Source organism: Streptomyces beijiangensis, from assembly GCF_017315755.1.
Classification (GTDB): domain Bacteria; phylum Actinomycetota; class Actinomycetes; order Streptomycetales; family Streptomycetaceae; genus Streptomyces; species Streptomyces beijiangensis.
The window spans coordinates 1-18,284 of the sequence record NZ_JAFLRJ010000477.1 but is presented as its reverse complement, the minus strand read 5'-3'; the positions used below and the strand labels follow the sequence as shown (position 1 = coordinate 18,284).

Sequence of the window (18,284 nt, the reverse complement as noted above, 5' to 3'; positions counted from 1 at the left end):
GCGGGAGCGGGTGCGGGCCGGGCGGCGGGCCGGGGAGCGGGGTCCGGCGGGCAGGCCGCTCCGAGCAGCAGACCGGAGGCGGCGAGCACGGCGGTCCGTCGAATGAGCGCAATGACCATGGACCGAGCCTGGTGCCCGATCGGCGAGCCCGCTCTGCGGATTAGTCCGTACAGGTTCTAACCTGGCCCGCGTGACGACCTCCCTGAATGACGACCAGACCGAACTGCCCGGCAGCAGCGGCCCCGCCGCGACGACCGAGGCCGACCCCCGGGCCACTGGTCCGGTGCGTACCTCGTACGCACCGGACCGTGACGGCGATCCCGATCCCGGCGAGATCGTCTGGACCTGGGTGCCGTACGAGGAGAACGACGGCCGCGGCAAGGACCGCCCGGTGCTCGTGGTGGCGCGCGAAGAGGCGGGCACCCTGCTCGCGGTCCGCCTCTCCAGCAAGCGGCATGACTCCGACCGCGAGTGGATCGCGATCGGTTCGGGCCAGTGGGACGGCCAGGGCCGCGAGTCCTGGGTCGATCTCGACCGTGTGCTGCGGGTGCACGAGGAGGGGATGCGGCGCGAGGCGTGCGCGCTCGACAGGCCCCGCTTCGACACCGTCGTCCAGCGGCTGACGGAGCGTTACGGCTGGGAGTGAGCAGCGAAGGCGTCGGCGAACGCGGCCCGGGTGGCCGATGCGGGGTCACGGTCGAGTACGGCGAAGACGACCTGTTCGAAGTGGCCGCCGAACCGGCCTTCCCCGGTGAGGTGGGTCCGGAACGCCTCCGCCACCCGGGCCGGATCGTTGCGGAACACCCCGCAGCCCCAGGCTCCGAGGACGAGCCGCCGATAGCCGCAGGCCACCGCGGTCTCCAGCACACGTTCGGCGCGTACCGCGAGACCCTCCGGGATCCGGTGCGCGTCCTCGGGCGAACGGGACCTGATCACACCGGCGTTGGGCGCGGGCGATGTGAGAAACCCCACGGAGAACGGTGTGGACAGGAGCCGGCCGCGGTCGTCCCTGAAGACCGGGACCCCCGGTGAGTGGATCACCCGGTCGGTGTAGAAGGGGCTGCGGTCGGCGCGGTGGTGGGCGTAGAACCCCGGGACGCGCAGCAGGGTCGCGTAGAGGGCGGAGGCCCTGCAGAGCGCCTCCTCCTGGGCCTGGGCGCCGTTGAGGTACCCGCCGCCGGGATTGCGTGCGGAGGCGAAGGTGAGGACGGCGACGGCGCCGGGCCGCTCGGCGGTCATCCGGGCGGCCGCCTGCGTGCTGCTCTCCCCCGTGACCTCGAACTCCGTGCGGGCGTCGGTCCGTACACCTGCGGGAACCGGCTCGGGGCCGTACATGCGGGTGCCTGTGAGGGCGGCCTTCAGGGCGTCGGCGATGGACACCTCGCGGCCGTCGGGCGACCGGTAGGCGCCGGCCTCGACGATCTTCTCCGTCTCCTTCGCGATACCGCGCAGTCGTGCACTCATATGCCGCATCATGAACGGCCAACGAACGCCTCCGCAACAGAATTTGTTCCCCGAAAGGGCACTCTTGTGCGAACTCGCAGCAGTGGCTTAGGTGGGACGGAGCACCTCGCGAGGAGGCAACCGATCATGCCCGAACAGCCCTTGAGTGAGTCCGGCGCAGAGGACTTACTCCGATGTATCTGCTTCAAGACCGGACCGCCGAGCAGGATCGGCGTCGAGCTCGAATGGCTCGTCCACGACCTGCGCGATCCGCGACTGCCCGTCTCCACCGCCCGTCGTGAAGCGGCGTACGGCGCACTGCGCGCCCTGCCCCTCACCTCGGCCCTCACCTTCGAACCCGGCGGCCAGCTGGAGCTCAGCTCGCTCCCCGCCGCATCCCTCACGGAGCTCATCAGCACCGTCTCCGCGGACCTCGACGCCGTACGCACCTCACTGCGCGCCGCGGAACTCACCCTCACCGGAATCGGCCAGGAACCCTGGCACGCCCAGGACAGGGTGCTGCGCGAACCGAGGTACGACGCCATGGAGTCGTACTTCGACCGCTACGGCACGGCCGGCCGTTCGATGATGCGCGGCTCGGCCTCCGTCCAGGTCTGTCTGGACGCCGGGCACGAGGAGCCGGGCCCGCTGGGGCTCGGCAGACGGTGGCGTACGGCGCATCTGCTCGGAGCGGTACTGGTGGCCGCATTCGCCAACTCACCACGCGCTCACGGTCGTTCGACCGGATGGCGCTCCACCCGGCAGGCCCAGTGGGCGGACCTCGATCCGCGCCGCTCCCTGGCGCCGGCCCTGGACCGTGAGCCGCGGGCCGCCTGGACCGAGCAGGTGCTCGACACCCCGGTGATGTGCATCCGCCAGGACGAGGGTCCCTGGCAGGTGCCCGAAGGGCTCACCTTCCGCGGCTGGCTGCGGGGCGGCGGCCCGCGACCGCCGACCCGCGCCGACCTCGACTACCACATCACCACCCTCTTCCCGCCGGTACGGCCCCGCGGCCATCTCGAACTGCGGATGATCGACGCCCAGCCCGGCGAGGACGGCTGGATCGTCCCGCTCGCCGTCACCGCGGCGCTCTTCGACGATCCGGAGGCGGCCGAGACCGTCTACCGGGTGGTGAAACCCCTTGCCGAGACGGCCGGTCCGCTTCCCGCCCCGCGCAATCCGCTCTGGCGCAGTGCCGCACAGCACGGACTCGCCGATCCCGAACTGCACGCGGCGGCGGCCGTCTGTTTCGCCACCGCACTGGAGGCACTTCTCCGGCTCGGCGCATCGACCGCCGTGTGCGACGCGGTGGCCGGCTTCGCCGCCCGCTATGTCGTACGCGGCCGATGTCCCGCCGACGACCAGCCGCACGAGACGAAGGACATGGACCAGTGACCGACCCGGAGACCCTGAGACTCCGCGCCCTCGATGCGCTCACCACCGCACGCGACCGCACCTCGCTGCTCACCTCCAGCGTCGAGGACCACGAACTGACTTCCCAGCACTCGCCGTTGATGTCACCCCTGGTCTGGGACCTGGCACACATCGGCAACCAGGAAGAGCAATGGCTGCTGCGGACCGTCGCGGGACGCGACGCGATCCGCCCCGAGATCGACTCGATCTACGACGCCTTCGAGCATCCGCGCGCCAGCCGCCCGTCCCTGCCGCTCCTCGCCCCCGACGAGGCGCGCCGCTACGCCTCGGACGTACGGGGCAGGGTCCTGGACCTCCTGGAGAGCATCCCGATGCACGGCAGGCCGCTGCTGGACGCGGCCTTCGCCTTCGGGATGATCGCGCAGCACGAACAGCAGCACGACGAGACCATGCTGATCACCCATCAGCTGCGCAAGGGGCCCGCCGCGCTGAGCGCACCCGAGCCGCCGGCCGGCGACACCACCGGCCTCGAGCCCGAAGTCCTCGTCCCCGGCGGCCCGTTCACCATGGGCACCTCCACGGAGCCCTGGGCGCTGGACAACGAGCGGCCCGCGCACCAGCGCCATGTGCCGGACTTCCACATCGACACGACTCCGGTCACGGCCGGTGCGTATCTGCGCTTCATGGAGGACGGCGGGTACACGCAGGAGCGCTGGTGGGCCGAGGCCGGCTGGCAGCAGATCCGGACCCACGACATCGGCGCACCGCTGTTCTGGCACCGCGACGCCGGGACCTGGCTGCGCCGCCGTTTCGGTGTGGTGGAACCCGTACCCCTGGACGAACCCGTGCTGCATGTGAGCTGGTACGAGGCGGACGCCTATGCCCGCTGGGCAGGACGGCGGCTGCCGACCGAGGCCGAGTGGGAGAAGGCGGCACGGCACGACCCGGTCTCGGGTCGCTCGACGCGCTTCCCGTGGGGTGACGAGGATCCCACCCCGGAGCGGGCCAATCTGGGCCAGCGCCATCTGCGGCCGGCGCCCGCCGGCGCCTATCCGGCCGGGGAATCACCCCTGGGTGTAAGGCAGTTGACGGGCGACGTATGGGAATGGACGTCCAGCGACTTCCTGCCGTATCCCGGTTTCGCCGCCTTCCCCTACCGCGAGTACTCCGAGGTGTTCTTCGGCCCCGAGCACAAGGTGCTGCGCGGCGGTTCGTTCGCCGTCGGCGAGGTGGCCTGCCGGGGCACCTTCCGCAACTGGGACCTGCCGGTACGACGTCAGATCTTCTCCGGATTCCGTACCGCGAGGGACGCCTGATGTGCCGTCATCTCGCCTACCTCGGTCCGCCCGTACCGCTGGGCGACATCCTGGTGAAGCCGCTGCACGCGCTGTACCGGCAGTCCTGGGAGCCCCGGCTCCAGAAGCACGGGACCGTCAACGCCGACGGCTTCGGCGTGGGCTGGTACGCCGAAGAGGACCCGGTGCCCGCCCGCTACCGGCGCGCAGGCCCCATCTGGGCCGATCTCTCCTTCGCCGATGTCGCCCGGGTGGTCCGCACGACGGCCCTGCTCGGTGCCGTACGCGATGCCACCGAGGCGGGCGCGGACGGTGAGGCGGCGGCGGCGCCCTTCGCCGCCGGGCCCTGGCTGTTCAGCCACAACGGCGCGGTCAGGGGCTGGCCGGGCGCGGTCGCGCCGCTCGCCGCCCGTCTCCCGGCCGACGAACTGCTCACGCTGCAGGCGCGCTGCGACTCGGCGCTGATCTGGGCTCTGGTCCTGCACCGGCTGCGGGACGGCGACGAGATGGGCCAGGCCCTGGCGGACACCGTCACCGAGGTGGCCGCCGCGGCACCGGGCTCACGGCTCAACCTGCTGCTGACGGACGGCGAGGCGGTCTGCGCGACCGCCTGGGGCGACACCCTCTGGTACCTCGCCGAGCCGGGCCGCCGCACCGTGGTCGCCTCCGAGCCGTACGACGACGATCCGCACTGGCAGCAGGTGCCCGACCGCACCCTGCTCGCCGCCACCCGCACCGATGTCCTGCTCACTCCCCTCAAGGAGCCCGCATAGTGCCCCCGTTCCAGCTCACCCGCACCCTGCCCGAGGACGCCACCGACGCCGCGCTCCGCGCCGATGTCCTCGACGGACTGACCTCCGCACCGAAGTCGCTGCCGCCCAAGTGGTTCTACGACGCGCGCGGCAGCGAGCTCTTCGAGGAGATCACCGTTCTCCCCGAGTACTACCCGACACGTGCCGAGCGCGAGATCCTCGTCGCACGCTCCGGCGAGATCGCGGCGGCGACAGCCGCCCGCACCCTGGTCGAACTGGGTTCGGGCTCGTCGGACAAGACCCGGCACCTTCTCGACGCGCTGCCGGACCTGCACAGCTACATTCCGGTCGACGTCAGCGAGAGCGCCCTGACGGCCGCAGCCGAGGCGCTGCTCGCCGAACGCCCCGGCCTCACTGTGCATGCGCTGATCGCCGACTTCACGCGCTCGATCGTCCTCCCCCAGGCGCCGGGCCCGCGCCTGGTGGCGTTCCTCGGCGGCACCGTCGGCAACCTGCTGCCCGCCGAGCGCGCCGTCTTCCTGAAGGCGGTGCGCGGGCTCCTCGAACCCGGCGACAGCCTTCTGCTCGGCACCGACCTGGTGAAGGACGAGGACGTACTGGTCGCGGCCTACGACGACGCGGCCGGGGTGACGGCCGAGTTCAACAAGAACGTCCTGTCCGTCATCGACCGCGAGCTCGGGGCGGACTTCGACGCGTCCGACTTCGACCATGTCGCCCGCTGGGACCGGGAACACGAGTGGATCGAGATGCGGCTGCGCGCCCGCACCGCGCTCACCGTGAAGATTCCCGAGCTGGACCTGGTGGTGCAGTTCGAGAAGGGCGAGGAGATGCGCACCGAGGTGTCGGCGAAGTTCCGGCAGGAGGGTGTCAGGAGCGAACTCGCGGCCGCGGGGCTCGACATGCGGCAGTGGTGGACGGACCCCGCGGGCCGGTTCGCGCTCTCGCTCAGTAGTCCGCCAGCAGTTCGGTGATGCGCGCCGACGCGGTCTTCGCGGCCTTCTCGGGGTCGCCCCCGATGAGGACCTCCGTCATATAGGCCTTGATGGGGTTGTCGGCCTCGACCGCGGCCCACCGGGGCGAGTTGGGGGTGGCCCGGCCGCGTGCGGCGGCCGCGGCCATCGCCGCCGCGCCCGGGTCGTCCGCGACGGCCCGGGCCAGGGAGCTCTTGTTCGGTACGTAACTCATGGTGCGCGCCAGGTCGGTCTGCCACTTCACGCCGGCCAGCGCCTCGACCACCTTGACCGCGGCGTCGCCCTGCGGGGCCTTGTCGGGGACGACCAGGTCGGATCCGCCGATGAAGACCGCGCTCGGCTTGCCCGCGCGTTTGCCGGGGATGGGGAAGTAGCCGAGCCTGCCCTTCATCGAGGGGTTGAGCTTCTCGATGGTCTTCACCGTGCCGGGCGTGGCGATGATCTGGGCGACATCACCCTTGGCGAAGACCTCGTACTGGAAGGGGTGGGCCTCGTCGGCGGTCTTGGGTCCCCTGCCGAGGGCCTGCAGCCGCTTGTAGAACTCCATGCCCCTGAGCGCGGCCGGGCTGTTCAGCGTCCCTGTCCAGTTGCCGCCCGAGCCCTCCGCGAGGTCCCCGCCCTCCTCCCAGATGAATCCGGAGAGGGTGTACCAGTCCTGGCCGGCCAGGTAGATGCCCTGCCGCTGCGCGCCGTTGAGGTCCGCGGTGTCCTGCAGCCACTCCTCGCGGGTCTTCGGCAGATGCTTGATGCCGGCTTGCTCGAAGAGCTGCTTGTCGTAGATGACGACACGGTTGGCGGCGTACCAGGGGATGCCGAACTGTGCGCCGTCGATGGCCCCCGGGTCGGCGAGACCGGCGAGCCAGTCATCGCTGCCGAGGTCCCGCAGCGATTCCAGGGTGAGATCGCGCAGGCCGCCGCTGTCCGCGTACTGGGCCACCTGGGTGTTGCCGACCTCGATCAGATCGGGCACCCCCTTCCCGTCCTTGCTCTTCAGCGCCGCGGTGACCTTGCCACCGATGCCGGCCCACTCCTGGATCCGGATGTCGAGCCTGATGTCGCCGTGTTCCGTCTCGTACGCCTTCTTGAAGCGCTGGACGAAGTCGTCGGTGGCGCTGTCCTTCATCAGCCAGACGGTCACGGTCTTGGTGCCGCTGCTGTTGCCGGGGAGAAGGCCGCAGCCGGTGAGCACGGCCAAGGACACGAGAGCTGTACAGCCCGCGATGATGCGGTTGTTCACGGAGGTCACCTCTGTCGTACGGGCACGGCAGTACATGACCCGACGTGGGGGAAGCGCGAATGGCTTGTTCGGGTGTGTGGATGGATTTTGGTCTGTACCAATGCGTAGGTCAAGAGGTTACGGAGCGTTCCTTCGCCCGATCTCTCGCGCACCGCGGCTCACTGGGGCACCTTGGAGTGACACGACGAAAGGAGTGCGACGCCCATGTCGGACCACACCTACCGGGTCACCGAGATCGTCGGCACCTCGCACGAAGGCATCGACCAGGCCGTGCGCAACGGTGTACGCCGCGCCGCGCAGACACTGCGCAACCTCGACTGGTTCGAGATCACGCAGGTACGCGGCCACATCGTGGACGGCGAGGTCGAGCACTACCAGGTCGGCCTCAAGGTCGGCTTCCGCCTCGACGACGGCGAACAGGACGGCGGCTGACCGCCCCGGGGAATGCGCACGCCGCGAGAATGTTGAACCCTGTGTGAGCACTGTGATCGCGGACACCCGCTTCTCCGTACTGGACCGCTCGCGCACCCGCGAAGGCCATGAAGGACCGCAGGCGCTGCGCGACACCGTGGCCTTCGCCCGGGAGGCCGAGGCGCTCGGATACCACCGCTTCTGGGTATCCGAGCACCACAGCGTGCCCGGGGTCGCGGGCTCGGCGCCGACGGTGCTCGCGGCTGCCGTGGCCGCGGCGACCTCGGTGATCCGGGTCGGCACGGGCGGCGTCATGCTGCCCAATCACCAGCCCCTCGTCGTCGCGGAGCAGTTCGGGGTGCTGGAGGCGCTCTTCCCCGGCCGTATCGACATGGGCCTGGGCCGTTCCGTGGGGTTCACCGACGGGATACGCAGGGCGCTGGGCCGGGACAAGGAGGACGCCAGGGACTTCTCCGCGCAGCTCACCGAACTCCTCGGCTACTTCACCGGCGACCAGAGCGCGCATCCCCAGGTCCACGCCCGCCCCGCGGAGGGGCTGCGGGTGCCCGCCTTCGTCCTGGCCACGGGTGCGGGCGCGCAGGTCGCCGCTGCGGCAGGGCTGCCGCTGGTGATCGCGGCCGTACGGGGCGAGGAGGCGATGCTGCGCGCCGTGGACGCCTACCGGGACAGCTTCCGGCCCTCCGCGTGGGGCGAGCGCCCGTACGTCGTCCTCTCCGGGACGGTCGCCGTCGCGGAGACCACGGAGGAGGCCCGGCGGATCCTGCTCCCGGAGGCCTGGTCCACGGCGTATTCGCGTACGCACGGGGAATTCCCGCCGCTCGCGCCCGCCGAGAAGATCCTCGGACTCCCGATGACCGACCGCGAGCGCACCCTCTTCGACGAGGCCCTTCGCGGTCAGCTCCACGGCACCGAGGAGGAGGTCGCGGACGGCCTGGAGAAGATCATCGGCCGCAGTGGCGCTGACGAGTACCTGGTCACGACCAGCACCTTCGACCGCGGGGCCCTGCTCGACTCCTACCGGCGGCTGGCGAGGATCACGGCCTAGAATTCCGGTATGCAAAGCCCTCATGACCCGTTCGTACGTGTCCGTGGCGCCCGCGAGCACAATCTGCGCGGCGTCGACGTGGACATCCCGCGCGATGCGCTCGTCGTCTTCACGGGGGTCTCGGGCTCCGGCAAGTCCTCGCTGGCCTTCGGCACCGTCTACGCGGAGGCCCAGCGCCGCTACTTCGAGTCGGTCGCCCCGTACGCGCGCCGGCTGATCCATCAGGTCGGCGCACCGAAGGTCACCGAGATCAGCGGCCTGCCGCCCGCTGTCTCCCTGGAACAGCGCCGCTCGACGCCCACCTCGCGCTCCTCGGTCGGCACGGTCACCACGCTCTCCAACTCCCTGCGGATGCTGTTCTCGCGCGCGGGCGACTACCCGGCGGGCGCGGGCCGCCTCGACTCGGACGCCTTCTCGCCCAACACGGCGGCGGGCGCCTGCCCCTCGTGCCACGGTCTGGGCCGCGTCCACCGCACCAGCGAGGAACTGCTCGTCCCCGATCCGTCCCTGTCGATCCGCGAGGGCGCGATCGCCGCCTGGCCCGGCGCCTGGCAGGGCAAGAACCTGCGCGACGTACTGGACGCACTCGGGTACGACGTGGGCCGGCCGTGGCGTGAGCTCGCTCAGCAGGACCGCGACTGGATCCTGTTCACCGACGAGCAGCCCGTCGTCACCGTGGACCCGGTGCGCGACGCGGGACGCATCCAACGCCCGTACCAGGGCACGTACATGAGCGCCCGGCGCTATGTCCTGCACACCTTCGCCGACTCCAAGAGCCAGCCGCTGCGCGCGAAGGCCGAACGCTTCCTGGCGAGCGAGCCCTGCCCGGTGTGCGGCGGCAGCAGGCTGCGGCCCGAAGCGCTGGCGGTCACCTTCGCGGGCCGTACGATCGCCGAACTCGCGGCGCTGCCGCTCTCCGAGCTGGCCGAGGTCCTGGGCGGGGAGCAGCGGGACGAGACAGCCAAGGTGCTGACCGCGGACCTCCTGGCGCGCATCGAGGTCGTCACCGAACTGGGCCTGGGCTATCTCAGCCCGGACCGCACCACCCCGACGCTGTCCTCCGGCGAGCTGCAGCGGCTGCGGCTGGCGACGCAGCTGCGCTCCGGGCTCTTCGGCGTGGTGTACGTCCTGGACGAACCGTCCGCGGGGCTCCATCCGGCCGACACCGAGGCCCTCCTGGTGGTCCTCGACCGGCTCAAGGCGTCGGGCAACTCGGTCTTCGTCGTCGAGCACCATCTGGACGTCGTACGGCGCGCGGACTGGCTCGTCGACGTGGGCCCGCTGGCCGGCGAGCACGGCGGTCTGGTGCTGCACAGCGGTCCGCCCGCGGAGCTGGCAGGGGTGGCGGAATCGGTGACCCGGCGCTTCCTCTTCGCCGAAGGACCGCCGGCCGCGCACGAGCCCCGCACACCGTCGGGCCGGCTGGAGATCGGCCCCGTCACCCGGCACAACCTCGACGGTCTCCTGGCGGAGATCCCACTGGGCGCCCTCACCGCGGTGACCGGCGTCTCGGGCTCGGGCAAGTCCACGCTCGTCGGCGAGATCACCGAGGAACTACCGGGCGTGGAACGGCTGGTGACAGTGGATCAGAGACCGATCGGCCGTACGCCGCGGTCCAATCTCGCCACGTACACCGGTCTCTTCGACGTCGTACGGAAACTGTTCACCGCCACCGACGAGGCGCGGGCGCGCGGCTACAAGGCGGGGCGCTTCTCCTTCAATGTGCCCGGCGGGCGGTGCGAGACCTGCCAGGGCGAGGGGTTCGTCTCGGTCGAGCTCCTGTTCCTGCCGAGCACCTACGCCGCCTGCCCCGACTGCCACGGGGCGCGCTACAACCCGGAGACCCTGGAGATCACCCACCAGGGGCTCGACATCGCCGGGGTCCTGGACCTGACCGTCGAGTCCGCCGCCGTGTTCTTCACCGACTCCCCCGCCGCCGTACGCAGCCTGCGCGCCCTGCTCGACGTGGGGCTCGGCTATCTGCGGCTGGGGCAGCCCGCGACCGAACTGTCCGGGGGCGAGGCCCAGCGCATCAAACTGGCCTCCGAGCTCCAGCGCGTCCGGCGCGGCCACACCCTGTACGTACTGGACGAGCCGACGACCGGACTGCACCCGGCCGACGTCGAGGTCCTGATGCGTCAGCTGCACGGTCTGGTCGACGCGGGGCACTCGGTGGTCGTCGTCGAGCACGACATGACGGTGGTGGCGGGCGCGGACTGGGTGATCGACCTCGGGCCCGGAGGCGGTGACGAAGGCGGGCGGATCGTCGCCGAGGGTACGCCGGCCGAAGTGTCCGGCGCTCCCGGCAGCCGCACCGCGCCCTACCTCAGGCGGGTGACAGGAACTGCGCGTCCAGCTGGATCTTGACGACGTCGCCGAGCAGGGCGTCCGCTCCGCCGAAGTTCAGGCCGAAGTCGCTGCGGCGGATCTCGCCCTTGGCCTCGAATCCGGCGTGCTTGCGGTTGTCGGCGAAGTCCACGGCCCCGCCGAACTCCACCTCGAAGGTGACGGTCCTGGTGACGTCACCGATGGTCAGGTCGCCTTCCAGCACCCACTCCTCGCCGTCGCCCGAAGCTTTGGTGGAGCGGAAGGTCATGGTCGGCCGCTTCTCGACGTCGAGCAGATCGGCGGAGCGCACATGCTCGTCGCGCTGCGGGTTCCCGGTGTCGATCGAGCCGAGAGCGACGGTTGCGGTGATCGAGCTCTCCTCGATCGTTTCGCCGACGACCAGTGCGGCGTCGACCTGCCCGAAGTGTCCGCGCACCTTGGAGATTCCGAGGTGGCGGATGGTGAAGCCCACCTCCGAGTGGTTGGTGTCGATCTCCCAGTGGCCTGCGGCCAGCGGGAGCGGGAGCGGGGACGTTGTGGTGCCGGTCTCTGAAGTCATGCCCCCACACTGCCAAGTCGGTGACGATCGTGGAAGGCCCGGCTGAGACTGGTAGTGACAGGGCCACCATCCGGTGCGGGGTGCCGGTTACCATCGGCCGGTGAGCGACAACGAGTTGGGGACCTTCCTGCGTTCCTGCCGCGAGTCCGTGACACCTTCGGAAGTGGGGCTCCCCCAGGGCCCCCGCCGACGCACGCCCGGTCTGCGCCGCTCCGAGCTGGCGACGCTGGCGGGGATCAGCGTCGAGTACCTCGCCCGGCTGGAACAGGGACGCGACCGGCATCCGTCCACGCAGGTCATGTCGGCGCTGGCGGACGCGCTGCGGCTCCCGTCCGACGCCCGGGTGCGCCTGCGCCATCTGCTGAAGAAGGCGGAGAGCGGCCACCTTCTCTGCCCGGGGGCCGATTCGCCGGTCCGCTCGGTGCGCCCCACGGTCCAGGCGCTGCTCGACCGTCTGGAGCCCACCCCCGCGGTACTCCTGAACCGGCTGAGCGAAGTGGTCGCCCACACCGGCGGGTACGAACGCCTGGCCGGTCCCCTCGGCATGCTGCAGGGCCGGCCGCCCAGCATGATCCGGTACGTCTTCACCCACCCCGTGGCCCGGGAGGCCTACCCCGACTGGGACCGGGTGGCAGACGCGTACGCCGCGGGCCTGCGCTTCGAGATCTCCCGCAACGACCCGTACACCCTGGAACTCGTCAACGAACTGAACGTCACCGCGGGCGCCCCGTTCACCGAACGGCTCACCAGACAGCCGGAGTTGCCCGCTCTGGCCGGAGTGGAGCGGCTGGTGCACCCGGAGGCCGGACAGCTGAGGCTCGCGTACGAGACCCTCGAACTGCCCGGCCGGGACGGTCAGCGCCTGGTAGTCCATCTCCCCGCCGACGAGGCGACGTCCACGGCGCTGGACCGGCTCGGCGGCCGCCGTCCCGGCGCGCTGCGCGCGGTCAGCGGCTGACCTTGCGGGTGGCCCGCAGCCACTCCTTGTTCATCGCGGCGATCGACGGCAGCGGGATGCCCTTGGGGCAGGCGGTGGCGCACTCGCCGGTGAGCGTGCAGCCGCCGAAGCCCTCCTCGTCCATCTGCGCGACCATGTCCAGGACCCTGGTCTCGCGTTCGGGCGCGCCCTGCGGCAGCACATTGAGGTGGTTGATCTTCGCCGAGGTGAAGAGCATCGCGGAGCCGTTGGGGCAGGCCGCCACACAGGCGCCGCAGCCGATGCACTCGGCGTGCTCGAAGGCGAAGTCGGCGTCCGGTTTGGGGACCGGGGTGGAGTGGGCCTCGGGCGCGGCGCCGGTCGGGGCGGAGATGTAGCCGCCGGACTGGATGATCCGGTCGAAGGCCGAACGGTCGACGACCAGGTCCTTGACGACCGGGAAGGCGGCGGCCCGCCAGGGCTCCACGTCGATCGTGTCGCCGTCGTCGAAGGAGCGCATGTGGAGCTGGCAGGTCGTGGTGCGCTCGGGACCGTGGGCGTCGCCGTTGATGACCAGGGAGCAGGCGCCGCAGATGCCTTCGCGGCAGTCGTGGTCGAAGGCGACGGGCTCCTCGCCCTTGAGGGTGAGCTCCTCGTTGAGGGTGTCGAGCATCTCCAGGAAGGACATGTCCTCCGAGATGCCGTCGACCGGGTAGGTGGCCATCGTGCCGGGGGCGTCGGCGTTCTGCTGGCGCCAGACGCGCAGGGTGAGCTTCATGCGTAGCTCCGCTGAGTGGGGTGGACGTACTCGAAGACGAGGTCTTCCTTGTGCAGGACGGGGGCGACGCCGGTGGCGGTGAACTCCCAGGCGGCCGCGTAGCCGAACTCCTCGTCGCGGCGGGCCGCCTCGCCCTCCGGGGTCTGTGATTCCTCGCGGAAGTGGCCGCCGCAGGACTCGGCGCGGTGCAGGGCGTCGAGGCACATGAGCTCGGCGAGCTCCAGGTAGTCGACGATGCGGTTGGCGCGCTCCAGGGACTGGTTGAACTCCTCGCCGGTGCCCGGGACCTTGATGCGGCGCCAGAACTCCTCGCGGATCTGCGGGATACGGTCGAGGGCCTTGCGCAGGCCCTCCTCGGTGCGGGCCATTCCGCAGAACTCCCACATCAGTTCGCCGATCTCGCGGTGGAAGGAGTCTGCGGTGCGGTCCCCGTCGACGGCGAGCAGCCGCTCCAGACGCTCCCGGGTGGCGGCGACGGTCTCGGCCACCGCCGGGTGCGCCGCGTCGACCGCGTCGTGGTGCGGGTGGCGGGCGAGGTAGTCGCTGATGGTGGACGGCAGGACGAAGTAGCCGTCGGCGAGGCCCTGCATCAGGGCGGAGGCGCCGAGCCGGTTGGCTCCGTGGTCGGAGAAGTTGGCCTCGCCGATGGCGAAGAGGCCGGGAATGGTGGTCTGGAGGTCGTAGTCGACCCAGAGTCCGCCCATCGTGTAGTGCACGGCGGGGTAGATCCGCATGGGGGTCTCGTACGGGTCCTCGGCGGTGATCCGCGCGTACATGTCGAAGAGGTTGCCGTACTTCTCCTCGACGGCCTTGCGGCCCATGCGCGCGATGGCGTCGGCGAAGTCCAGGTAGACGCCCTGGCCGCCGGGGCCGACCCCCCTGCCCTCGTCGCAGACGTTCTTGGCGGCGCGCGAGGCGATGTCGCGCGGGACGAGATTGCCGAAGGCGGGGTAGATGCGCTCCAGGTAGTAGTCGCGCTCGTCCTCGGGGATCTCGTTCGCGGGCCGGGCGTCGCCCTGCGCCCTGGGCACCCAGATGCGGCCGTCGTTACGGAGCGACTCGCTCATCAGCGTCAGCTTGGACTGGTGGTCGCCGGTGCGCGGGATGCAGGTGGGGTGGATCTGGGTGAAGCAGGGGTTGGCGAAGTGCGCGCCGCGCCGGTGGGCGCGCCAGATCGCGGTGGCGTTGGAGTTCATGGCGTTGGTCGACAGGTAGAAGACGTTGCCGTAGCCGCCGCTGGCGAGGACCACCGCGTCCGCGAAGTAGGTGTCGATCTTCCCGGTGATCAGATCGCGGGCGACGATTCCGCGTGCCGTACCGTCGACGACGATCAGATCGAGCATCTCGGTGCGCGGGTGCATCTCGACGGTGCCGGCCGCGATCTGCCGCGACAGCGCCTGGTAGGCGCCGAGGAGCAGTTGCTGTCCGGTCTGACCGCGGGCGTAGAAGGTCCGGGAGACCTGTACGCCGCCGAAGGACCGGGTGTCGAGGAGGCCGCCGTACTCACGCGCGAAGGGCACGCCCTGGGCGACGCACTGGTCGATGATCTCCACCGAGATCTGGGCGAGGCGGTGGACGTTGGACTCCCGCGCCCTGAAGTCGCCGCCCTTGACGGTGTCGTAGAAGAGGCGGTGCACGGAGTCGCCGTCGTTGCGGTAGTTCTTGGCGGCGTTGATCCCGCCCTGGGCGGCGATCGAGTGCGCCCTTCGCGGGGAGTCCTGGTAGCAGAACTGCACGACGTGGTAGCCCTGTTCGGCGAGCGTGGCGCCTGCTGCGCCGCCTGCCAGGCCGGTGCCGACGACGATGACGGTGTGCTTGCGCCGGTTGGCGGGGTTGACCAGTCTGGCCTCGAAGCGGCGGGTGTCCCAGCGCTCGGCGACCGGCCCCTGGGGGGCCTTGGTGTCGGAGACCGGGGCACCGGTCCCGTAGTGCGCGTATTCAGTCATATCAGCCTCGGTCATGTCAGCTCACGACTCCGGTCATGACGGCGACGGGTACGGCGATGAACCCCACGGTCAGCACCAGCGCGAGCGCGTTGGCCGTGGCCTTGAGGACGCGGTCGCGGGTGGCGTTCCCCGCGCCCAGGGTCTGGGCCGCGCTCCAGAACCCGTGCCGGATGTGCAGTCCGAGCGCGAGCATCGCGACGATGTAGATGACGCCGCTGTACCAGGTGCTGAAGGTGTCGACGACGTTCTGGTACGGGTGCCCCTCCTGGAAGCCGCCCGGGTGCACGGTGCCGGTCGTCAGGTCCAGGAGGTGCCAGACGATGAACAGCGCCAGGATGATCCCGCCCCAGCGCATGGTGCGCGTCGCATAGCTCGCTCGCCGCCTCTTGTGCGCGTACGCCACCGGGCGGGCCCGCCGGTCGAGCCTGCTGAGCTGGTACGCGGAAACGGCGTGCGCGACGACGGCCGCCACCAGCACCACGCGGATGAGCCAGAGCGCCCACTCGTAGTGCAGGAACGGCTCGCCCAGCGTGCGCAGCCAGTGCGCGTAGTGGTTGAACTCCCCCGCCCCGAAGAAGATCTTCAGGTTCCCGAGCATGTGGACGACCAGGTACATCAGCATGATCAGGCCGCTCACCGCCATGATCGTTTTCTTGCCGACGGTCGATTTCAGAAGCGTCCGCGCCATCGACGGCCGTCGGTCCGTCCGCGTTGCCAGTGCCATGACCACAGACGTTAGGGCCGCACAAGCCCAGAGGTCCAAGACATGGTCCAGCTCATATCCATAGCCATCACCTATCATGGTGTGCATGCAGTTCCAGCAACTCACCTATTTCGTGGCCGTCGCCGAGGCCCGGCACTTCACCCGTGCCGCCGAGCAGGTGCACGTCTCCCAGCCGTCCCTCTCCCAGCAGATCCGGGCACTGGAGAAGGAGCTCGGCGCCGAGCTGTTCAGCCGGGCCAGGGGCAACATCACACTCACCGACGCCGGGGAGGCGCTGCTGCCGCTCGCGCTCCGGATCCTCGCCGACGCGGACACCGCACGCCACGAGGTGCTGGAACTGGCGCAGCTGAGGCGCGGCAGGGTGCGCCTGGGGGCGACGCCGAGCCTCTGCACCGGACTGCTCCCCGACGTGCTGCGCGCCTTCCACGATCAGCACCCCGGCATCCAGCTGCTGATCGAGGAGGGCGGTTCGCACGATCTCGTACGGGAACTGGCGCGCGGCGCCCTCGACCTGGCCCTGGTCGTGCTCCCGCTGCCGACGCCGTCCCCGGCGCTGACCACCGTGGAGCTGCTGCAGGAGGATCTGGTGGTGGTCTCCTCGGCCGCGTCCCCCGCACCGCGCTCACCGCTGCGCATCGCCGATCTGGAGGGCGAGCCGATGGTGATGTTCCGGCACGGCTACGACCTGCGCGATCTCACCCTCTCGGCCTGCCGCGCAGAGGGCTTCGAGCCGTACTTCACCGTTGAGGGCGGTGAGATGGACGCGGTGCTCGGTTTCGTACGGGCAGGACTGGGCGTCGCCGTGGTCCCGAGCATGGTGGCCGCACGGGCCGGGCGTGACCTCCTCGTCACGCCCCTCGCCCGCCCGGGTCTACGCCGTACGATCGCACTCGCGCACCGCAGCGACGTGGCCCCGCCGCGCGCCGCCCGGGTCCTGCAGGAGGTACTGCTGGCCAGTCATACGGCGTCGGCCAGCAGCAGGGTGTGAATCCGGTCGGGGGCGCCGGGCCTGGCGTAGTACCAGCCCTGCGCGGTGTCGCAGCCGAGCTCCCGCAGCTGTTCGGCCTGGGCCCCGGTCTCCACCCCCTCCACGGTCACGGCCAGCTGCAGGCTGTGCGCCAGCGAGACGATCCCCTCGACGATCTTCAGATCCACCGGGTCGGCCGGATGCTGCTGCATGCCCTGGGTGAACGAGCGGTCGAGCTTGAGCACGCTCACCGGCAGCCTGCGCAGGTTCGCGAGGTTCGAGTAGCCGGTCCCGAAGTCGTCGAGGGCGATGTCGATGCCCATCTCGGCGAGCTGCCGCAGCGGCTTCAGCAGATCCTCGTCCGCGCCGATCAGCGCGGACTCGGTGACCTCCAGGCAGAGCGCGGCGGGCGAGAGCCCCGACCGCTCCAGTACGGCCACCGTGTCGGCGACCAGGCCGGGGTGGTGGAGCTGGGTGGGAGAGAGGTTCACATTGATCCGCAGCGGCCCCCCGTCGGTGTGCGTCGGGAGCTGCTGCTCCCAGAACCTCGCCTGCCGTACGGATTCCTCCAGGACCCAGCGGCCGAGCGGCACGATGAGCCCGGTGTGCTCGGCGAGCGGGATGAAGCGGTCGGGGCCGAGCACCCCGTGCTGCGGATGCAGCCAGCGCACCAGCGCCTCCGCCCCGTGCACACTGCCGTCGCCCAGGTGCACCAGCGGCTGGTACTCGATGAAGAACTCACCGCGCTCCAGGGCCGCGGGCAGCGCCATGGTCAGCCCGTGCCGGGTGATGGCGCGGGCGTCGGCCTCGGCGTCGGCGATCTCGTAACGGTTGCCGCCGGCCGCCTTGGCCCGGTACATGGTGATGTCGGCGCTGCGCAGCACCTCGGCCGCTGTGCGCTCCCCCGTCGGGCCCTCGACGATGCCGATGGAACCGCGGACGGTCAGCTCGCGGCCGTCCAGGCGGATCGGGATCGAGAGCACCGAGAGGATGCGCGCGGCGAGTTCGCCGACCTCGCGCTCGGAGTCGCTTCCCGTGGTGAGTGCGACGAACTCGTCGCCGCCGAGCCTGGCGACCATCTCGCCGGGTGCGGTCGCACAGCTCTGCAGCCGGTCGGCGACCTCGACGAGCAGGCGGTNNCGTCGAGGTCGAGGTAGCAGAGGCCGAAGCGCATGTTGTCGCGGGCGGCGAGTGCCTTGTCGAGCCGCTCGAAGAACAGCGTGCGGTTGGGCAGCCCGGTGAGGGCGTCGTGCGTCGCCTCGTACCGCAGCCGCAGATTGAGCAGCCGGCGCTCGGTGGTGTCCTCCATGAGCGCCAGCTGGTACTGCGCCACACCCTCGGCGTCGCGCAGCAGCGAGACGGTGAGGTTGGTCCACAGCACGGTGCCGTCGTTGCGGTAGTACGGCTTCTCGACCCGGTAGTGGTCACGCTCGCCGCGCACCAACTCCCCGTACAGGCCCCAGACATGGGGCGCGTCCTCGGGGTGGACCCACTCG

Annotated in this window: 16 protein-coding genes and 1 pseudogene; 10 read left to right on the top strand and 7 right to left on the bottom strand. The window is 70.7% G+C overall.

The window, feature by feature from the left end:
- The first annotated feature begins 190 nt into the window (after positions 1 to 190).
- The gene (locus tag J0695_RS35380) at positions 191 to 646 is read left to right on the top strand and encodes a type II toxin-antitoxin system PemK/MazF family toxin (protein ID WP_307798870.1); all 456 of its coding nucleotides are present in this window, start codon (positions 191 to 193) and stop codon (positions 644 to 646) included.
- Here the strand turns inward: J0695_RS35380 and J0695_RS35375 are convergent.
- Positions 631 to 1,464, bottom strand: coding sequence for a TIGR02452 family protein (locus J0695_RS35375; RefSeq protein ID WP_206968872.1), 834 nt, complete (start codon positions 1,462 to 1,464; stop codon positions 631 to 633). The two genes, J0695_RS35380 and J0695_RS35375, sit on opposite strands and share 16 nt — an antisense overlap.
- Positions 1,465 to 1,590: 126 nt before the next feature.
- On the opposite strand from J0695_RS35375, the gene egtA reads away from it, so the two are divergent.
- From egtA to egtD, 4 genes are read left to right on the top strand one after another with little or no spacing between them, the layout of a single operon-like run.
- Entirely contained in the window at positions 1,591 to 2,838 is a 1,248-nt protein-coding gene (gene egtA / locus J0695_RS35370; RefSeq protein ID WP_206968871.1) for an ergothioneine biosynthesis glutamate--cysteine ligase EgtA, read from the top strand.
- Positions 2,790 to 4,133: an ergothioneine biosynthesis protein EgtB gene (gene egtB / locus J0695_RS35365; protein WP_206968870.1), complete on the top strand. Its 1,344-nt coding sequence runs from the start codon at positions 2,790 to 2,792 to the stop codon at positions 4,131 to 4,133. The genes egtA and egtB overlap by 49 nt, the downstream gene beginning before the upstream one ends.
- A complete protein-coding gene (egtC, locus tag J0695_RS35360; protein ID WP_206968869.1) occupies positions 4,133 to 4,885 on the top strand; it encodes an ergothioneine biosynthesis protein EgtC in 753 nt (250 codons plus the stop codon). The genes egtB and egtC overlap by 1 nt, the downstream gene beginning before the upstream one ends.
- A complete protein-coding gene (egtD, locus tag J0695_RS35355) occupies positions 4,885 to 5,856 on the top strand; it encodes an L-histidine N(alpha)-methyltransferase (protein WP_206968868.1) in 972 nt (323 codons plus the stop codon). The genes egtC and egtD overlap by 1 nt, the downstream gene beginning before the upstream one ends.
- On the opposite strand, the gene J0695_RS35350 is transcribed toward egtD, so the two are convergent.
- The gene (locus J0695_RS35350; RefSeq protein WP_307798869.1) at positions 5,831 to 7,093 is read right to left on the bottom strand and encodes an extracellular solute-binding protein; all 1,263 of its coding nucleotides are present in this window, start codon (positions 7,091 to 7,093) and stop codon (positions 5,831 to 5,833) included. The genes egtD and J0695_RS35350 overlap by 26 nt on opposite strands.
- 204 nt (positions 7,094 to 7,297) lie before the next feature.
- On the opposite strand from J0695_RS35350, the gene J0695_RS35345 reads away from it, so the two are divergent.
- From J0695_RS35345 to J0695_RS35335, 3 genes are read left to right on the top strand one after another with little or no spacing between them, the layout of a single operon-like run.
- On the top strand, positions 7,298 to 7,525 hold the full coding sequence (locus tag J0695_RS35345) for a dodecin (RefSeq protein WP_206968866.1): 228 nt from the start codon (positions 7,298 to 7,300) through the stop codon (positions 7,523 to 7,525).
- A gap of 43 nt (positions 7,526 to 7,568) precedes the next feature.
- Positions 7,569 to 8,570 (top strand): MsnO8 family LLM class oxidoreductase, encoded by a 1,002-nt coding sequence (locus J0695_RS35340; RefSeq protein ID WP_206968865.1) that lies wholly within the window; start codon positions 7,569 to 7,571, stop codon positions 8,568 to 8,570.
- A 9-nt stretch (positions 8,571 to 8,579) separates the two neighbouring features.
- Positions 8,580 to 10,937 carry an ATP-binding cassette domain-containing protein gene (locus J0695_RS35335; protein WP_206968864.1) on the top strand — a complete coding sequence of 786 codons (2,358 nt, stop codon included), beginning with the start codon at positions 8,580 to 8,582 and terminating at the stop codon, positions 10,935 to 10,937.
- Here J0695_RS35335 and J0695_RS35330 read toward each other — a convergent pair.
- Positions 10,897 to 11,457 (bottom strand): YceI family protein, encoded by a 561-nt coding sequence (locus tag J0695_RS35330; RefSeq protein WP_206968863.1) that lies wholly within the window; start codon positions 11,455 to 11,457, stop codon positions 10,897 to 10,899. The genes J0695_RS35335 and J0695_RS35330 overlap by 41 nt on opposite strands.
- A gap of 100 nt (positions 11,458 to 11,557) precedes the next feature.
- On the opposite strand from J0695_RS35330, the gene J0695_RS35325 reads away from it, so the two are divergent.
- Positions 11,558 to 12,415 carry a helix-turn-helix domain-containing protein gene (locus J0695_RS35325; protein ID WP_206968862.1) on the top strand — a complete coding sequence of 286 codons (858 nt, stop codon included), beginning with the start codon at positions 11,558 to 11,560 and terminating at the stop codon, positions 12,413 to 12,415.
- On the opposite strand, the gene J0695_RS35320 is transcribed toward J0695_RS35325, so the two are convergent.
- The 3 genes from J0695_RS35320 to J0695_RS35310 are packed head-to-tail and all read right to left on the bottom strand — an operon-like array spanning position 12,405 to position 15,821.
- Entirely contained in the window at positions 12,405 to 13,151 is a 747-nt protein-coding gene (locus J0695_RS35320; protein ID WP_206968861.1) for a succinate dehydrogenase/fumarate reductase iron-sulfur subunit, read from the bottom strand. The two genes, J0695_RS35325 and J0695_RS35320, sit on opposite strands and share 11 nt — an antisense overlap.
- A complete protein-coding gene (locus tag J0695_RS35315) occupies positions 13,148 to 15,097 on the bottom strand; it encodes a fumarate reductase/succinate dehydrogenase flavoprotein subunit (RefSeq protein ID WP_206968860.1) in 1,950 nt (649 codons plus the stop codon). The genes J0695_RS35320 and J0695_RS35315 overlap by 4 nt, the downstream gene beginning before the upstream one ends.
- 16 nt (positions 15,098 to 15,113) lie before the next feature.
- Positions 15,114 to 15,821: a succinate dehydrogenase gene (locus J0695_RS35310; protein WP_372445876.1), complete on the bottom strand. Its 708-nt coding sequence runs from the start codon at positions 15,819 to 15,821 to the stop codon at positions 15,114 to 15,116.
- A gap of 85 nt (positions 15,822 to 15,906) precedes the next feature.
- Between J0695_RS35310 and J0695_RS35305 the strand changes: the two genes are divergently transcribed.
- Positions 15,907 to 16,809, top strand: a complete 903-nt coding sequence (locus tag J0695_RS35305; RefSeq protein WP_206968859.1) for a LysR family transcriptional regulator — start codon at positions 15,907 to 15,909, stop codon at positions 16,807 to 16,809.
- On the opposite strand, the pseudogene J0695_RS35300 reads toward J0695_RS35305, so the two are convergent.
- Positions 16,779 to 18,284, bottom strand: a pseudogene (locus J0695_RS35300) (putative bifunctional diguanylate cyclase/phosphodiesterase); the annotation flags it as partial. The gene J0695_RS35305 and the pseudogene J0695_RS35300 sit on opposite strands and share 31 nt — an antisense overlap.

Excerpts from the sequence above, each read along its gene's own strand:
- J0695_RS35375 (WP_206968872.1), bottom strand. The coding sequence starts at position 1,464 with ATGAGTGCACGACTGCGCGGTATCGCGAAGGAGACGGAGAAGATCGTC.
- egtA (WP_206968871.1), top strand. The coding sequence starts at position 1,591 with ATGCCCGAACAGCCCTTGAGTGAGTCCGGCGCAGAGGACTTACTCCGA.
- egtB (WP_206968870.1), top strand. The coding sequence starts at position 2,790 with ATGTCCCGCCGACGACCAGCCGCACGAGACGAAGGACATGGACCAGTG.
- egtC (WP_206968869.1), top strand. The coding sequence starts at position 4,133 with ATGTGCCGTCATCTCGCCTACCTCGGTCCGCCCGTACCGCTGGGCGAC.
- J0695_RS35345 (WP_206968866.1), top strand. The coding sequence starts at position 7,298 with ATGTCGGACCACACCTACCGGGTCACCGAGATCGTCGGCACCTCGCAC.
- J0695_RS35335 (WP_206968864.1), top strand. The coding sequence starts at position 8,580 with ATGCAAAGCCCTCATGACCCGTTCGTACGTGTCCGTGGCGCCCGCGAG.
- J0695_RS35330 (WP_206968863.1), bottom strand. The coding sequence starts at position 11,457 with ATGACTTCAGAGACCGGCACCACAACGTCCCCGCTCCCGCTCCCGCTG.
- J0695_RS35320 (WP_206968861.1), bottom strand. The coding sequence starts at position 13,151 with ATGAAGCTCACCCTGCGCGTCTGGCGCCAGCAGAACGCCGACGCCCCC.
- J0695_RS35315 (WP_206968860.1), bottom strand. The coding sequence starts at position 15,097 with ATGACTGAATACGCGCACTACGGGACCGGTGCCCCGGTCTCCGACACC.
- J0695_RS35310 (WP_372445876.1), bottom strand. The coding sequence starts at position 15,821 with ATGGCACTGGCAACGCGGACGGACCGACGGCCGTCGATGGCGCGGACG.
- J0695_RS35305 (WP_206968859.1), top strand. The coding sequence starts at position 15,907 with ATGCAGTTCCAGCAACTCACCTATTTCGTGGCCGTCGCCGAGGCCCGG.